At 62.8% G+C, this 15682-nt stretch carries 14 protein-coding genes; 1 reads left to right on the top strand and 13 read right to left on the bottom strand.

Annotated features, from left to right (window positions below):
- Positions 1-92: 92 nt before the first annotated feature.
- Positions 93-989 carry a LysR family transcriptional regulator gene (locus tag V5279_RS17665; protein WP_338699459.1) on the top strand — a complete coding sequence of 299 codons (897 nt, stop codon included), beginning with the start codon at positions 93-95 and terminating at the stop codon, positions 987-989.
- A 9-nt stretch (positions 990-998) separates the two neighbouring features.
- Here V5279_RS17665 and dusA read toward each other — a convergent pair whose 3' ends face one another.
- The 13 genes from dusA to V5279_RS17600 form a co-directional block, all read right to left on the bottom strand.
- Positions 999-1985: a tRNA dihydrouridine(20/20a) synthase DusA gene (gene dusA / locus V5279_RS17660; RefSeq protein WP_166294597.1), complete on the bottom strand. Its 987-nt coding sequence runs from the start codon at positions 1983-1985 to the stop codon at positions 999-1001.
- Between the two features lie 1054 nt (positions 1986-3039).
- Complete coding sequence (locus V5279_RS17655) at positions 3040-3240, bottom strand: hypothetical protein (protein ID WP_338699455.1); 201 nt, start codon at positions 3238-3240, stop codon at positions 3040-3042.
- Positions 3241-3534: 294 nt separating this feature from the next.
- The gene (locus tag V5279_RS17650) at positions 3535-3789 is read right to left on the bottom strand and encodes a hypothetical protein (RefSeq protein ID WP_338699453.1); all 255 of its coding nucleotides are present in this window, start codon (positions 3787-3789) and stop codon (positions 3535-3537) included.
- Positions 3790-3900: 111 nt separating this feature from the next.
- Entirely contained in the window at positions 3901-4095 is a 195-nt protein-coding gene (locus tag V5279_RS17645) for a hypothetical protein (RefSeq protein WP_338699451.1), read from the bottom strand.
- Positions 4096-4127: 32 nt separating this feature from the next.
- Positions 4128-4328 (bottom strand): hypothetical protein, encoded by a 201-nt coding sequence (locus tag V5279_RS17640; protein WP_338699449.1) that lies wholly within the window; start codon positions 4326-4328, stop codon positions 4128-4130.
- A gap of 45 nt (positions 4329-4373) precedes the next feature.
- Positions 4374-4547, bottom strand: a complete 174-nt coding sequence (locus V5279_RS17635) for a hypothetical protein (protein WP_338699447.1) — start codon at positions 4545-4547, stop codon at positions 4374-4376.
- Positions 4548-4809: 262 nt separating this feature from the next.
- Complete coding sequence (locus V5279_RS17630; protein ID WP_338699445.1) at positions 4810-5373, bottom strand: cyclic nucleotide-binding domain-containing protein; 564 nt, start codon at positions 5371-5373, stop codon at positions 4810-4812.
- An 11-nt stretch (positions 5374-5384) separates the two neighbouring features.
- Positions 5385-8291 carry an NHLP bacteriocin export ABC transporter permease/ATPase subunit gene (locus tag V5279_RS17625; protein ID WP_338699442.1) on the bottom strand — a complete coding sequence of 969 codons (2907 nt, stop codon included), beginning with the start codon at positions 8289-8291 and terminating at the stop codon, positions 5385-5387.
- Positions 8288-10516 (bottom strand): NHLP family bacteriocin export ABC transporter peptidase/permease/ATPase subunit, encoded by a 2229-nt coding sequence (locus V5279_RS17620; RefSeq protein ID WP_338699440.1) that lies wholly within the window; start codon positions 10514-10516, stop codon positions 8288-8290. The genes V5279_RS17625 and V5279_RS17620 overlap by 4 nt, the downstream gene beginning before the upstream one ends.
- Before the next feature lie 12 nt (positions 10517-10528).
- Positions 10529-11797: an NHLP bacteriocin system secretion protein gene (locus V5279_RS17615; protein WP_338699438.1), complete on the bottom strand. Its 1269-nt coding sequence runs from the start codon at positions 11795-11797 to the stop codon at positions 10529-10531.
- 76 nt (positions 11798-11873) lie between these two features.
- On the bottom strand, positions 11874-12077 hold the full coding sequence (locus V5279_RS17610; RefSeq protein ID WP_338699436.1) for a hypothetical protein: 204 nt from the start codon (positions 12075-12077) through the stop codon (positions 11874-11876).
- A 616-nt stretch (positions 12078-12693) separates the two neighbouring features.
- Complete coding sequence (locus V5279_RS17605; protein ID WP_338699434.1) at positions 12694-13425, bottom strand: sulfite exporter TauE/SafE family protein; 732 nt, start codon at positions 13423-13425, stop codon at positions 12694-12696.
- Positions 13426-13883: 458 nt separating this feature from the next.
- Positions 13884-15653 (bottom strand): hybrid sensor histidine kinase/response regulator, encoded by a 1770-nt coding sequence (locus V5279_RS17600; protein WP_338699432.1) that lies wholly within the window; start codon positions 15651-15653, stop codon positions 13884-13886.
- Between the last annotated feature and the right edge of the window lie 29 nt (positions 15654-15682).

The following is a 15682-nucleotide window of genomic DNA, read 5'->3' as shown; positions in this document are numbered from 1 at the left end:
ACGCGGCATCAAACCCGGCAGGCCTTCCCCGCAGCTTCCGCGGAAGCGCGCGAACCAACGTTCGCCTGGCCGTGACCGATCGCGACGATGTCATGGATCTGAGGCGACTGGTCTACTTCGTCGCCGTCGCCGAGGAATTGCATTTCGGTCGCGCCGCATCGCGGCTCGCGATCGCCCAGCCGCCGCTAAGCCGGCAGATCGCGCAGCTGGAGAGCGATCTCGGCGTCATGCTGATCGACCGGAGCCGCAGCCAGATCCGCTTGACTCAGGCCGGCAACGTCCTGCTGGAACGCGCGCGCGACGTGCTGGAGCGGCTCGATCGAACGCACCGCGAGATCAAACGGATCGGAGAAGGCTTTTCCGGTCACCTGCGCGTCGCCTTCGTCGGTTCGGCGACCTATGGCGTGCTGCCCAACGTGATCAAGGCGTTTCGTTCGGCCTATCCCGACGTCGAGCTCGCGTTGTCGGCGATGAACAATGCCGAACAGAAGCGCGCGGTGATCCAGCGCGAGATCGATATCGCCGTCGCCCGCCCCTCGCTCGACGACGAGGAATTGAAATCGGAGCCGCTGCTGCAGGAACCATTGATCCTCGCTTTGCCCGACACCTCGCCGCTGCTCGAACAGCAGATCACGCGACTGTCGGCGCTCAAGGCCGAGACATTCATCCTCTACCCGCGCAAGCCGCGCCCGAGCTTCGCCGACCACATCCTCAATATCTGCCTCGAAGAAGGCTTCATCCCGAAATCGCAGGTGCTGGCGCAGGATTATCAGACCGCGATCAGCCTGGTGTCGGTCGGCGTCGGCATCGCGCTGGTGCCGAAATCAGTCTCGCAGTCGGAACGGCCCGGCGTCACCTACCGCGCCTATGAGGGGCACAATCCCGGCACCGCGCTGTCGCTGAACTACCGGCGCGACAACCGGATGCCGCATCTCTTCAATTTCCTGAAGATCGCGCAGGAGGTGACGCGGCGTCAGCGCAAGTCGTAATCCGCGCCCTCAGGCCGCGACCGCCGCAGGCGCGCGATCGTCAACACGCGCGATCGCATCGCGCAGCACGTCGATATCAGCGCCCGGCCGAACGCCGTTCTCGGCCAGATGCCTGCGGAAGGCGCGCGCGCCGGGCACGCCGTGGAAGGCGCCGACGAAATGGCGCGTGATCGAATGCAGCCGCGTGCCTTCGGCCAGTTGCCGCTCGATATAGGGCAGCATCGCCGCGAACACGTCCTTCATCGTCGCGTGCGGCGAAGCTTCGCCGAACAGCTCGGAATCGACTGACAGCAACCGCCACGGCTCCTGATAGGCCGCCCGCCCCAGCATCACGCCATCGACATGCGCCAGATGCTGTTTGGCCTCGGCGAGGCTCGTGATGCCGCCGTTGATGATGACGGGCACATCCGGCAAGGCCGCCTTGAGGCGATAGACGCGATCATAGTCGAGCGGCGGGATGTCGCGGTTCTCCTTCGGCGACAAGCCGTTCAGCCAGGCCTTGCGTGCGTGCACGACGAGCGCGTCCGCGCCGGCGGCGATCACACCGCGGGCGAGCGTATCGAGCGCGACCTCCGGATCCTGGTCGTCAATGCCGATCCGGCATTTCACCGTGACGGGGACCTTCACCGCGCGCTTCATCGCCGCAACGCCTTCGGCGACCAGCGCGGGCTCCGCCATCAGACAGGCGCCAAAGCGGCCATCCTTCACCCGATCCGAGGGGCAGCCGACATTGAGATTGATCTCGTCGTAACCAAACTCCTCGCCGATCGTTGCTGCGGTCGCAAGATCGCGCGGATCGGAACCGCCGAGCTGCAGCGCCACCGGATGCTCGCTGGCGTCGAAGCCGAGCAACCGCGCCCGGTCGCCATGGATCACGGCGCCGGTCGTCAGCATCTCCGTATAAAGCCGCGCCCGCCGCGACATCAGGCGATGGAAGATGCGGCAATGCCTATCGGTCCAATCCATCATCGGCGCAATGGAGAATTTGTATTTCATCTCAATTGCTTAATCACAACACCGGCGCAATGCAATATGATGTTTTCGGAAACCCTGCCCGTCCGATCTGCGCCATAAAGCTGCGAGCAACGTCCGGCCAAACCAAAATATCGAAAACAACCCCATGCAAAGTAGCGTCGCGGCCGCGGGACGCTCCGGGCGACGCGAGTACGTTTGAAGTTGCTCGACAGCAGAACGAAATGATCGATGGCCCGCAGGACCATCGATCATCGTAAGATCTCGGCAATATCCAGACCCGATTCCGCTGTCGCCCCAAGTCAGATGGTCGGGGTGACCTGAGCAGAGCCCATCGTTGCGTAGGGCCACCCGCCCCCTGCCACTTTATCCAGGGAGCTGTCGCTGAGCGCATCAGACGTCGTCGAGGTTTGCGGTGCCGTGTTCTGAGCGCCGTCCTTGCTGCTCTCGAGAGATTCCGCTTGCGCCGTTGAATTCGTGTCCTGCCCACTGGTCATGTTCAATCTCCGCCTTCATCAATGCTGATCGGGTCAACCCGACGTTGAGGATGCTGTGCTGGTCTTGTTTCGTAAGGATTTCAAGGGCCGGGGAAATTGTTTCCCCGACGTCGCGCTTTGTTTCGCGGCATCGCGCTTGGGCGATGGGCCATTCCCCACCGATGCGCGGCGGAGCGCTTTCGGCTAGCCCGTCGGGCCGTTGGCGCTGTAGCTGGCGCGCGCGGCACTAGTGAACGGCCAAGAGCCGCCTGAGACATCGTCCAGCGAGCTGTCGCTGAGCGCACCAGCCGCTGGCGAGATCTGGGATGCCTGGTTCTGAGCGCCGTCCTTGCTGCTCTCGAGAGATTCGGCCTGCGCCGTTGAATTCGCGTCCTGCCCACTGGTCATATTCAATCTCCACCTTCATCGATGCTGATCGGGCCAACCCAATGCTGAAAATGCTGCGCTGGTCTTGTTTCGCAAGGATTTCAAGGGCCGGGGAAAACGATTTCCCCGGCGTCGCCCCTTTGTTTCGTGGCATCGCGCGGGGCCCTTGAGCGATGGGCCATTCCGCACCGATGCGCGGGCGGAGCGCTTTTCGGCTAGCCCCCCGGGCCGCCGGCGCCGTAGCTGGCAGCCGCAGTGCCATTGTACGGCCAAGCGCCGCCCGACACATCGTCCAGCGCGCCATCGCGGAGCGCATCCTTCTCCGGCGTCGAGGAAATCTTGTTCTGCGTGCCGTCCTTGAGGCTCTCGCGAGGTTGGGCCGCCGCCTTCGAATTCGCATCCTGCTTGTTGGTCATGTTCAATCTCTAGCTTCACCAAGGCTGATTGTTAGCCCGCCATTGCTTCAAGTCGTCGGCTCAGACGCTTTCTCGGTCAACCTCCGCCGCCTGTGGCGCCGATGCCGGCACGCACAGCGTTATTATACGGCCAACTGCCGCCTGACACATCGTCCAGCGAGCTGTCGCTGAGCGCATCAGCCGCCGGCGAGACTTGGGACGCCGTGTTCCGAGCGCCGTCCTTGCTGCTCTCGAGAGATTCCGCTTGCGCCGTTGAATTCGTGTCCTGCTTATTGGTCATATTCAATTTCCATTTTAATCAGTGGTGATCGCGATGAGCCGGTTTCCAGACCGATGCGGCACAGCCGCTTCCTCGATCAGCCCCCAGGCGTACCGCCGGATGATGCTTGTCAAGTACGGCCAAGCGCCGCCTGACACATCATCCAGCGAACTGTCGGCGAGTGCATCAGACGTCGTCGAGATTTCGGATGTCTTGTTCTCGGCGCCCCCCTTGCTGCTCTCGAGAGATTCCGCTTGCGCCGTTGAATTCGTGTCCTGCCCACTGGTCATATTCAATCTCCACCTTCATCGATGCTGATCGGGCCAACCCGACGTTGAAGCGCTACGCTGGGCTTATTTCCTGGGTATTTCGAGTGCGCGGGAAAACGGTTTCCCGAGCGGTTAGCCCCCCGGCGTTCCCCCGGATGAAGCCGTGTTGGTGTAGTACGGCCAAGCGCCGCCCGACACATCGTCCAGCGCGCCATCGCGGAGCGCATCCTTCTCCGGCGTCGCGGAAATCTTGTGCTGCGTGCCGTCCTTGAGGCTCTCGCGAGGTTCAGCCCCCGCCTTTGAATTCGCATCCTGCTTGTTGGTCATGTCCAATCTCTACCTTCATCGATGCTGATTGGTTAGCCACCGTTCGTGGGGCGGTAGACGCTGCTCGAGAAAGTATTGAGGGGCCAACCGCCGCCTGAGACATCGTCCAGCGAGCCTTCGCTGAGCGCATCAGCCGCCGGCGAGACTTGGGAGGCTTGATTTTGCGCGCCGTCCTCGAGGCTCTCGCCAGGTCCGGCGTGCCCTTTGGAATTCGTGTCCTGCTGATCGGCCATGTTCAATCTCCAACTCTGATCAATGCCAAGCGCTATGGCCGGACGTCAGAACCCGTGGGTCGGAGGCACGCGACCGCCGGACACATCGTCCAGCGAACCGTCGCTGAGTGCATCCTTTTCAGACGTCGAGATTTGGGATGCTTTGTTCTGAGCGCCCTCTTTGAGGCTATCGAGGGATTTGGCTTCCGGCTTGGAATTCGCGTCCTGCTTGTTGGCCATTCTCAATCTCCAATTTCAGTATATGAAAACTAGATTTATAGTTGCATAGCTACGATGAAGTCATTTCCCAAATATTTCAAAGCCAGGGGCGGGAAAACGGTTTCCCGGCTGACCCTTTGTTTGGTGCGCTTGAGGGTGAAAGGTACCGCTGGATCCATTTGCGAGCGATACGGCAGATGCCGTATTTCGTCGCCGGTCACGGGGAAGTGTCGAAAGGCCCCCCGTCGAAAGGCCTCCCCTTCGAAAGGCCCTGCCTTCGATCTCAGGATCTGGCGCCCCTCATCGCGACCTCCTCGACCAGCTTGAGCAGGCGGTCGAATCGCTCGCCCGCGATCGACACTTGGTCGAGCACGGCAGGATCAAGCTCGTCCTTCAACCGGGTCGTCTCGTCGCCGAGACCGCTTTCCTGCTCGCCGTAGGCCATCCTGCGCTCGGTGGCGCGCAGACGGTCCGACAGCAGGATGGCCAGCGCGCGATAGAAGCGGCTGGCAAAGGCGTGATCTCCCGCGAGCTTTCGTTTCAGGAGCTGCTTGTCCAGGAACAGGGCAACCGAATCGACCTTCGCAGCCACCGTGGCCGAGGGCGGCGCTGAATCGACCAGCGACATCTCGCCGACGAAGTCGCCCGCCTCGAGCTGGGCGATCTCGCCGATGCCGGACACGCTCACGCCCATTCGTCCTTGCAACAGCAGGACGATCGACGAGATCGGCACGCCTTCATCGATCAGGACGTCCTGCCGCCCGATGCCGCGGCGGGCGCCGGCACGGGCCATCCAGTCGATGTCGGAGTCATTCAGCACGCCGAATATGAAGAGGACCTTGCGCATATCGGTGACCCCTAGATCAGTTGACGTTTTGCGAAATCCGCAAACAGGCCCGGCTGCGCCATCAGTTCGGCAAAAGTGCCGGTCTGCACGATCCTGCCGCCGTCCAGCACGACAATCCGGTCCGCCGACTGAACGGTGCTGAGCCGGTGCGCGATGACGATGCGCGTCAGGTTGAACCGTGAGATCGAATCGCTGACGATGGCCTGCGACCGGTTATCGAGCGCGCTGGTAGCCTCATCCATCAGCAAGAGCCGCGGCCGATGCGCCAGCGCCCGTGCGATCAGCAATCGCTGGCGCTGGCCACCCGAGAGCGTGTTGACGCCCTCTGCAACGAGTGTCTGCATGCCCATCGGCATGGCCTCGAGGTCGCGGTCGAATCCTGCCAGCCGTGCGATCTCCCAGGCCTGGTCAATCGATAGCTGCGCTGCGCCGCAGATGTTTTCATAGACGCTGCCGGAGGCGAGCCTGGAGTTCTGCAGCACGACACCGACGTCGCGGCGCAACAAGCCGACGTCGATGGTCTCGAGCGACTTGCCGTCGACAAAGATCACGCCGGACTCCGGCTTCTCGAAGCCGAGAAGCAATCGGAACAGTGTCGACTTCCCGCTCCCCGACGGGCCGACAATGGCGAGGTATTCTCCTGTCCCGACGCTGAGGCTGACATCGTCGAGGATCAGCGGCCCGCTGTCGCCGTAGCGGAACGACACGTTGGCAAACTCGATCGAGCCGCCGATCTCGCCAACCGACTTCCGCTCGTCGCTGATTTCGGTCGCCGTCGAGATGATCGGCTTGATCCGCTCGATCCTCGGGATTGCGACCAGCAGCTCTCCGAGCGCCAGCGCCCACTCGCCGACCGCGGCGAGCGACAGCCCGAACGCCGCATAGAATGCCAGGAACGTACCAAGCTCGTGTACCGGCCGCGCGCCTGAAGTCGTCTGGGCCAGGGCAAAGATGAGCAGCGTCGCCAATGCCGGAAACCCCGCCTCGAGGCTCTTCTGGAGGTTTCCCGCACGCTGCGACGCGATAAAATGGCGCTTCTGCTTGGAAAAGCGCTCGACCCAGATCGAGAGCGCCTGCATGGTCGCGTTCGCAATCCGCAGTTTTCCGACGCCGGTGAGGAGTTGTAGCACCAGCCCCTCCAGCCATCCCTGCTGATAAAGGCTCTCGCGCTCCTCCGACAGCCGGACCAGACTGATCGCGACCACCATTGCGACGCGCAGCACGGCGAGCGCCGCGGCCAGCATGCCGAGCCTGATGTCGAGGATGAGCATCACGGCAAAACTGCAGGCGCTGGACACCAACGCCAGACATCCGCGAATGGCGCGGCCGGTGACGATGGTGCGGACGGCTTCGACCCCAAGGGTGCGGTCCGCGAGGTCACCAACAGAGAAGTTACGGAAAAAACCGGCCGGCATCCGCAGCAGGCGGTCGACAACCGCCGCCTGCAATACCCAGTCCAGCCGGCTCTCAAGCCGAAGCATGGCGATGCCCTGCATCACCTGAAATCCGCCGGTCACCAGCGTCACGACAATGAGCGCGATGGCGCAGATCAGGAGCTGGTCGACCTCCGCGCGCGGGAGCACGGAATCGATCAGCAGTTTGGTCACCAGCGGCGTGGCCAGCGCGAGAAGACCGAGGCACAGGGCCGCCAGAATGATCCGCAGAAAATCCGCCCGGACCGTCGCGGCGCCGAACTTCAGGAGATCGCGGACCGTCAGAGCTCCCGAAGGCAGCGGGCGATAGAACATCACTGCCTCGGGCGCCAGTTCGGCGGCGGTTGCGCGCGTCAATTCACGGCGCGTGCCGGCGTCGGGGTCAACGATGATGTGGCGGCCGCCTGCCCCCGGAAGGATCGCGACGGCCCGCCGGTCTTCGCCGAGAAACGCCACGAATGGTCCGGCACTGTTGCTCCACCAGTCGGCGCGCAGCAACAGCCGCCGCGTCCGCACCCGCGACGCCTCCGCGATCCTCACGGCGCTCGCAAGATCATCATTGTCGAACGCCATATTGGCCGGAGCCTGGAGCGATATGCCCAGCGCTGCTCCGACCTCCCGACAGGCGGCGAGCAGACGGCTAGCACCAACCGCGCCGGGTTGCGTCGATCCGGGCTCGGCAGCGATGATACCGGCAAGCCGACCGACAATGCTGCTGGTCCGTAGCCGATTGAGGTTCGAGCGCAGGCGCAGGCGGTCGGCCTCCGCGAGGGTTTCCTCGTCGATCCTGCGACACAGGCCTTCCATGACACGTGTATGGAATCGATCAAGCGCGGCCCATATCTCCGCAAGCGGGAATGCCGTGCTCTCCCGCACCACCAGCGTCGCCTCCTCGCGGGCGACGATCCACGTTCCCGGCGGCATCGGCGCGGGGCACTCCCTGGAGCCATGGGTCGCCGGCATCTCCATCACGCCGATGGTCCCATGCTCAATCCCGATCCAGCCGACCCGCCGGCCGGAAAGCCGGAGAATGTCGCCGGCTGCCAATGCGTATCGCGAGCCGATCGCGGCCTGCTGCACGACCGCTCCTTGAGGAGACGCTGCGATGACTCCCGACACAAGCGCGGTCCATGCGTCGATTGCGTCCCGATCGGCAAAACGGCCGCGATGATCGATCACGATTTCGGTCTCGAGACCGCCGACCGCAATCACAGCCACCGAATTTCCGTTTCCATCGCCGATGCCGGGCAGGCCAAAAACCACCGCGCCTTGCTCGACCCGAAACAGATGATGCCGCCGGCTCGGCTCGCCACTGGCGCTCTCCCTGACGGCAAACAGGTCGACATAGCCGCGCACGACGTGCAGAACGAGATCGAGGTCATTGATCGGCAGCGGTCGGTGGCTATCGAGCCCGACTGGGCGAGACGCCGCGCCTTCGCGCCAGGGCGAAGTTTCGAGGGCGGGAGGCTGGTAGACGCGGTTCATTCGCTCGACACCAGCTGGACATATTCGCCGCCCTCGGCGAGCAGCTTCTGATGCGTTCCCCGCTGCACGACCCGCCCGTTGCTCATCACAAGAATCTCGTCACAGTCGCGGATCGTGCTGAGCCGGTGCGCGACGATGATGCAGGTGCATCCCCTGCGCCGGAGATTGTCGTCGATCGCCTTCTCGACGATCGGATCCAGGGCGGAAGTGGCCTCGTCGAGGACGACCACGGAAGGATTGCCTGCCAGCGCCCGTGCGATCTCGAGCCGCTGCCGCTGGCCGCCGCTGAAATTCCTGCCGTCCTCGGCCACGTGGCAATCGTAGTTGCCGGCCCGGACGACAACCTCCTCGTGGATCAGCGCATCCTTGAGCGCCCGGGACACGCTGGCCTCAGCCACGGTATGGTCCCAGAGCGTGAGGTTGTCGCGGGCGGTCCCTTCGAACAGCAAGATTTCCTGATCGACATAGGCAACCGAATTGGTGAATATCTCCTGGGGAATCTCGGCCATCGGCCAGCCGTCAATGCGGATGTCGCCGGACCACGGCCGGTAGAGTCCACTGACCAGCCGTCCAACGGTGGATTTGCCGCTGCCTGATGCTCCGACCAGCGCGACGCGGCGGCCGGGCTCGACGACCAGCGAAAAATCCTCGATCAGCGGCGGCTCGAGCGCCGAATAGCCGAACGAGACGTCCTTCAACTCGACCCGGCCCGACAGTTTTGCGGGCATCGTTGCGGGCGTGCGCTCGATCGGCACCAGGGGACGGGCGGGATAGTTGAAGACGTCCTCGATCCGGAACAAATTGCCCTTGATGGCGAGGAAGACAGCGGCCTGCTGCACAAGTGCGTTGACCGGCTCGACCAGGCTGGTGAGCAGCGCCTGCAGGGCGACGAGGCCACCGATGGTCAATGCGCCGTCGACGATCCGAAGGCCCCCCACCCCCAGCACGATCGCGGTGGTCAATCCGGTCAGGAAGATCGGACAGCTGTCGAGGAAGGTGGAGTAGACGCCGAGATCACGCTCGGCGTTCAGGACCTTGGCCTGAAACCCCGCCCAGCGCGCGAAGGCGTCATCTTCCAGGCCGCCGGCCTTGATCGTTTCGATCGTGCGGATGATTTCGATGGTGCTTCCATTCAGCTTGGCACGTTCGATTGACAGCTTGCGGTTGAGGTCCTCGCGCTGGCGCGCGACCAGCCTGAGGACGAGGACATTGAGGAGAGCCATGGCGATGCTGATCGCGGCCAGCAAACCGTCGTAGAACGCCATCGTCACGGCAACGAAGACGACCGCGATCAGGTTCAGCGCATTGGCAGCCACCCCGTTCGAAAGCAGCTGGGCGATTTGTTCGCTGGCGGCTATGCGGTTGGCGAGGTCGCCGGAGTGCCGCTGGGTGAAGAATTCCATCGGAAGGGTCAGGACGTGCCAGAGCAACTGGCTGACCATCGTCACCGTGAGCTTGGTCTGGATGCGCAGGAGCAGCGACTGTTGAAATGCTGTCATCAGCGCCCGCGCCACGGCTGTCATCGCCATGCCGATCAGCAAAGGTGTGAACCAGCCTTCCACATGCTTGATCAGAACGTCATCGACAAAGATTTTCGCGAATGCCGGAACCAGGATGGTGGGCACCACCAGCGCCATGCTGAGTGCAACCAGCAGCAGCACCGCCCCTAACGAATTCGACAGTCGCCGCAGCAGCAGCGGAACAAGGTCGGGCTCGCGACCACCCGGCTTGAAGTCGGGGCCCGGCTCCATCGCCAGGACAACGCCCGTGAAGGCCGCGTCAAATTCATCGTGACCGACCTTGCGGCGCCCGGTCGAGGGATCGTTGAGATAGGCGTAATCCGAATCCAGCCTTTCGAGCACCACGAAATGGTTGAAGTTCCAGTGGATGATCGATGGCATCGGCAGCTCATGCAGCGTTGCCGGCTCCTTCCTGAACCCCTTTGCCGTCAGTCCGAATTGCCGCGCGGCCTTCAGCACGTTGCTAGCCTTGCTGCCGTCCCGGGACACGCCGCAGGCTTCGCGCAGCTTTTCCAGCGGCACCCAGAGACCGTGATACGCCAGGATCATCGCGAGCGAAGCTGCGCCGCATTCCAGCGCTTCCATCTGGAATACCGTGGGCGTCACCCAGCGCCGTCGCGCCGGCAGCGGAATGCGCCTGATCCAGTTGCCGAGGCGATCGAGGAGCGCCGGCCGAGCATCGGTTTGGCGCGATGACGCGGTCATGCGCTGCCGATCCTAGCCGCCAATGCCGCTGAGCCGCTTCATCAGCGGAATCACCAGATCGATCGGCTGCTGCTCGCGCGTCGTAACTTCGGCCCGGGTCAGCGTACCGGTCGAGAGCTGGATCGGCGGCCCCTTGCCGGAGGTCCAGCGATACCCGCTGACGGTGGAGGGATCGCGCTCCAGGGTCACCTTGGCCGTATAGGGCGCGCCGTCCTGCGAAAAGCGCTTGACCAATGCATCGTTGTGCAGGTCCGCCAGCATGCCCTGGGGCGTCACAGGGAATTCCGAAACCGCCACCACATTGCCGACAATCGCGCCGTATTCTTCCCGTTTGATGGTGCTCGGCTCGACACGAACCTCCATGCCGGGCCTGATGTTCTTGCCACGGTCCGGCGGCATGTAGACCGTCGCTTCGAGGACCTGTCCCGCGGTCTCGATTTCGATAACCGGCGTACCCAAGGCAAGCACGGCGCCGCTGGACACTTTGAGTTCGACGACGCGCCCGTCGGCAGGACTGAGGATCCGTGATCCCCGCTCCAGCTCGGCCGCAAGCTGCTCAACCGTCCGCTTCGCATCATTGACCTTGAATTCCGAAAGCAGCCGATCGCGCTCCCGCTGGGTCTGCAGATCCAGCTGCTGCGCATTGAGCTTGAGAATGTCGTTCCTTGCGTCGGTGATGCGTTCCCGCGCATTGTTGAGTTCGACGCGGCGGTCCTCGAGATACCTGCGCGTGACAGTTCCGTTCGCTGCCGCCGGTTCGAGCTTGGCCACCTCGTCGGTGAGATAGGCGGTGCGCTTCTCGGCAGCCGCGATCACGTTGCCCAGACCTGCCTCCTGCGCCGCATAATTGGCAAGCTTGGCATCGATCTCCCGCGAGATCGCCCCGGCGAGCTCGGCATGCTCGCGTTCGCGCTCGCGCAGGACATCCCTCGCCTGCTGAAGCCGCTGCTCGGTCTCGGTCTGGACGATCCGGGCGATCACCTGATCGCGGCGGACGGCATCGCCGATGCCGACCTCGAGCGAGGCCAGCTTGCCGCTGACCGCGGAGACGGCGTCGACCAGACGACCGCCGCTGCTCAACAAAATGCCATCACCGGATACACGGGTTGGAATGCGGCCGAGCACGCTCCAGGCAACCAGCACGGCAAGACCAAGTGCCAGCGCCGCTGCAGCCATCCAGTCGAACGGGCGCGTGACGCCGACAACATGGTCGAGCTGTTCGGGATTCGAAAGCCGCTCGATGGCCGCTGCCCGAAAGATTCGCTCCGTTTCCCGTCTCACGCAGCCCCCGCAAACACCGAAGCCACTTTGGCTAGGTGATCTCTTCAAGCCGTCGTCGGCTCAGGTGCTTTCTCGGTCAACCTCCCCCGCCTGTGCTGGCGTAGCTGGCAGCCGCCAGATTATTGAACGGCCAGGCGCCGCCCGACACTTTGTCCAGGGAGCAGTCGCTGAGCGCATCGGACGTCGCCGAGATCTGGGAGGCTTTGCTCTGTGCGTCGTCCTTGAGGCTCTCGCCAGCATCGGCTTGCGCTTTCGAATTGGTGTCCTGCTCATTGGCCATCTTCAATCTCCATCCTTGATCAATGCTGATCGGGGCCAGCCCGACGTTGCAACCCTGCGCTCAACTCATGTCCGCTCCTCCAGAAATGGAGCAAAGCGGACATGCCGATATCAATGAGATCGACCATTTCCGGTTCGATGCGCGGCGGCGGAGGCGACCTCTTCAAGCCGTCGTCGGCTCAGGTGCTTTCTAGCCCGTCGGGCCTGCGCTGGCGTAGATGGCAGCCGCCAGAGTACTGAACGGCCAACAACCGCCTGACACTTTGTCCAGGGAGCTGTCGCTGAGCGCATCAGAGGTCGCTGAGATTTCGGAAGCTTTGTCCTGAGCGGCGCCCTCGAGGCCCTCAGCTTCCCCTTGCTTATTCGCATCTTGCGCAATGGTCATATTCCATCTCCCGTTTCGTCAATGGCAAGCGTCTCACGCGAATGCGCGAGACGAACTTCGTCCCAATGACCCGGCTTCATATCCTTATCCCGGTCGCTGGGCGATACGGCAGATGTCGTATTTCGTCGTCGGTCAGGAGGTTAATGTCGAAAGGCCCTGTGCCGCCGCAGGTGACGGCGCGGTGTGAGATGTTCAGCCCGAAGCCGCCCGCACCGTTCCACCGAGACCCCTTCTAGATCACAAGGCAGAGTCCCGAAAACAGCAACAAACCCAGGATAATCCGCTTGAAGGCTGCTTCGTTGACGCGTCCGAACAGAACGATACCCACGGCCGCTCCAGCGGCCAAGGCGGGCAGCGAAATGCCAAAGTCGATCAAGACCTTGAGCGAGAGGCTGTGGTGCGAAAGCATGAGCGCGAGGGCGAAAAGCTGCATCACCCCGATGTAGGGCTGGACCAGGCCGCGCTGCTGAGTTTTCGGGAGACCATGGATGTCGCACCAGATCGCAGGAAGTGCGCCGGGCATCGCAGTCAGCCCCCCGACCAGCCCACCACCAAACCCCACCAGCGCGTTCCTGCTCCGGCTGTCCATCTGACGCAAATAGGCAGCCGTTGGCCGCAACAAGGCATATGCCGCGTAAAGCGATACAAGAATTCCAAAGCCCAGTCTGAACATCCCGGTGTCCACATTCTGCAGGAAATAGATCGCGATCGGAATGCCCAATAATCCACCAGCGATGAAAACGAGGCTGGTTTTCCATTGCATGCTCTTGCGGAGCGCAAACAGATTGGCGGCTTGCACGGTGATGCTGCAAGCCATCATCAAAGGCACTGCTTCGATAGGCGGAAAAACGTGTAGCAGGATCGCGCCGGCGACCGCCGAGAACGCGAATCCGGAAAGGCCGGAAACGAACGCGCCCGCAAAAACCGCCCCACTCAGCACCAAATAAACCGCTACGTCTGACATGGTATCGCTTCCTGGAGAACGGTGATTGCCGGCGATGGCCGGACAGCGTGGGGGGCGTCCGAACTCACGCGCGTGGCGTCAGCCAATCCATCTAGTCGCCCTGGATCGCCGTTGTTGCCGTTTCGATGGGTCGGAACCTCAGCGCGTGATGCAGCATGTATCCTCCGACCACGTGAAAAATGCCGAAGCCGGCCAGGACGGCGATTGTCCACGCCTTGAGAGCTGGCGATGGCCGCCGGGCGTGGGAGCTATCGGTCATTGCCATATCCAACTTGCCTTCTTGTACGCGCTCGGAGCGAAGCTGCCCGTCTTGACAGCCCCCGTTGATGGCACACTCCTGCTCCCAACAGCCGGGTTCGAGATCGGCTGCCGTTCAAGCGCGTCCAGTTGGGGTGAAGGATATCGTTGGGTTGATTCGCGAGCGATACGGCAGATGTCGTATTTCGTCGTCTAATGTTTCAGCAATCACTCATGATTGCTTCCTTGCCATCGACGCAGGCTGTGACGATCGCATCGTGCAATTCCTCGCCGCTGATCGGCTTGTGCAGAACACGATAGCCGCTGGCGGTCGCTTCCTTGATGCGCGACGGCGAGGTATCGCCGGTTACGATAAAGGCAGGGACCGAGCGGCCGATATGGGCGCAAAGAGCCTCGATTGCCTCCAGGCCTGTAGCACCATCTCCGAGGCGGTAGTCGGCGATGATCAGATCGACCGGTGCATCGCCTGTTATCATCGCCTCTGCATGAATCTGTTGCACCTCAGCGGCAGATCGGCCGGCATAGACCCGATGCCCCTGCAGCGTGAGCAACTGCACCATGACATCGAGAACATCCTCCTCGTCTTCCACGACCATGATGCTGACGGCGATGGCTGCGGGTGATGCCGCGCTATCGGGCAAGGGAGGCGCCACCGCACTGGCTTGCGGAACCGTAACGGAAAACATCGAGCCGCGCCCGGTGACGGAGACCAGTTTCACCGGATGTTGCAGCAGCGCGGCGGTGCGGCGAACGATGGCGAGGCCGAGGCCAAGCCCTTGCGTGCGATCCCTCGCCGGGTTCTGCAATTGCACGAACTCCTCGAAGACCATTGCTTGCTGATCTGCGGGGATGCCGGGGCCGGTATCCCATATCTGGATTTCCACCGACGCGCCGCGCCTGCGGCAGCCGAGCAGAACGCCGCCGGATCCCGTGTAGCGAAAGGCGTTCGACAGCAGATTGCCCAACACCCGTTTCAGCATCATGGGATCGCTGTCCACCTGGAGACGGCTTTCAACGACACGCCAATCAAGGCCGCGATCCTTCGCAACGGAAGCGAACTCGTTGTTGAGCTGGTAGAACAGCTGGGAGAGATTCACCGTCTCCTTCGCAACAGTGACGACGCCGGCATCGAGCCGGGAGATGTCGAGCAGTCCGTTCAGGAGGGCGCTGAGGTTGCCGACAATGGATTTTGCCTTGCCAGCCAGATCGCGTGCATCGCCGGATTGGACAGCGCCGCGGTGACCCAGCGCCGCGAGCGTGGCGATCAGCAGACTCAAGGCATGGATCGGCTGGCGCAGGTCATGACTTGCCGCCGCAAGGAAACGCGTTTTCGCACGATCGGCCGCCTGCGCGCGGTCGCGTTCTTCCTGCAAGTGGCTGACGAGCTCGACATTTTCCAGACGCAACCTGATGGTCTCACGCAGCATGCGGTGCGTCGTGCGGCAGTAGTAGAAATTGATGGCCACAAGCCCCGTAAGCAGGGCGAGATATGCGCCGGAAGCATCACCTCCATTGATAAAGGAGCGCGCCATGACCGGCAGCACCGTTGCGATGATCGAGCCGATCAGAGCCGGCGGAAAGGCCGAGAGCGACGGAACCGTGCCGCAGACCAGACCGGTCAAGGCAACAGCGGTGAATAAAAAAGGAACGGGCTGTTCAGGAACGAACCCGACCCAGCCGAGCATTCCCCACAGCAGGCCCGACACGCAGGAAAAAGAAGCCGCGAGCCACGCCCATCGCAACACAGACGCTGGTTCTCGATTCCGGCTGAAGAACCGGCGCGCCGCCAGGACGCGTATGGCGGTGAGCAGATACAGCGCACCGAGCCATCCGACCAACCAGCTCGCCGGTACGGTGTTCCTCAGGACGTACGCCGCCGCCAGGGAGATCAGGACGTTGGAGGCCACCACGCCATAGGAATTACGATACAAGAGCTCGACGAGCGCCTCGCGTATCTTGTCTTCTTGCATCGAAACCTCTCCGCGCGCCGATCGTTGCG

The sequence above is a fragment of the Bradyrhizobium sp. 26S5 genome (genome assembly GCF_036923295.1).
Taxonomy (GTDB): domain Bacteria; phylum Pseudomonadota; class Alphaproteobacteria; order Rhizobiales; family Xanthobacteraceae; genus Bradyrhizobium; species Bradyrhizobium septentrionale.
The sequence above is the reverse complement of the archived record's forward strand: the minus strand, read 5'-3'. Positions and strand labels throughout refer to the sequence as shown.

Excerpts from the sequence above, each read along its gene's own strand:
- V5279_RS17635 (WP_338699447.1), bottom strand. The coding sequence starts at position 4,547 with ATGGCCAACAAGCAGGACGCGAATTCCAAGCCGGAAGCCAAATCCCTC.
- V5279_RS17620 (WP_338699440.1), bottom strand. The coding sequence starts at position 10,516 with ATGACCGCGTCATCGCGCCAAACCGATGCTCGGCCGGCGCTCCTCGAT.
- V5279_RS17630 (WP_338699445.1), bottom strand. The coding sequence starts at position 5,373 with ATGCGCAAGGTCCTCTTCATATTCGGCGTGCTGAATGACTCCGACATC.
- V5279_RS17610 (WP_338699436.1), bottom strand. The coding sequence starts at position 12,077 with ATGGCCAATGAGCAGGACACCAATTCGAAAGCGCAAGCCGATGCTGGC.
- V5279_RS17625 (WP_338699442.1), bottom strand. The coding sequence starts at position 8,291 with ATGAACCGCGTCTACCAGCCTCCCGCCCTCGAAACTTCGCCCTGGCGC.
- V5279_RS17645 (WP_338699451.1), bottom strand. The coding sequence starts at position 4,095 with ATGACCAACAAGCAGGATGCGAATTCAAAGGCGGGGGCTGAACCTCGC.
- V5279_RS17605 (WP_338699434.1), bottom strand. The coding sequence starts at position 13,425 with ATGTCAGACGTAGCGGTTTATTTGGTGCTGAGTGGGGCGGTTTTTGCG.
- V5279_RS17655 (WP_338699455.1), bottom strand. The coding sequence starts at position 3,240 with ATGACCAACAAGCAGGATGCGAATTCGAAGGCGGCGGCCCAACCTCGC.
- V5279_RS17650 (WP_338699453.1), bottom strand. The coding sequence starts at position 3,789 with ATGACCAGTGGGCAGGACACGAATTCAACGGCGCAAGCGGAATCTCTC.
- V5279_RS17640 (WP_338699449.1), bottom strand. The coding sequence starts at position 4,328 with ATGGCCGATCAGCAGGACACGAATTCCAAAGGGCACGCCGGACCTGGC.
- V5279_RS17665 (WP_338699459.1), top strand. The coding sequence starts at position 93 with ATGGATCTGAGGCGACTGGTCTACTTCGTCGCCGTCGCCGAGGAATTG.
- dusA (WP_166294597.1), bottom strand. The coding sequence starts at position 1,985 with ATGAAATACAAATTCTCCATTGCGCCGATGATGGATTGGACCGATAGG.
- V5279_RS17600 (WP_338699432.1), bottom strand. The coding sequence starts at position 15,653 with ATGCAAGAAGACAAGATACGCGAGGCGCTCGTCGAGCTCTTGTATCGT.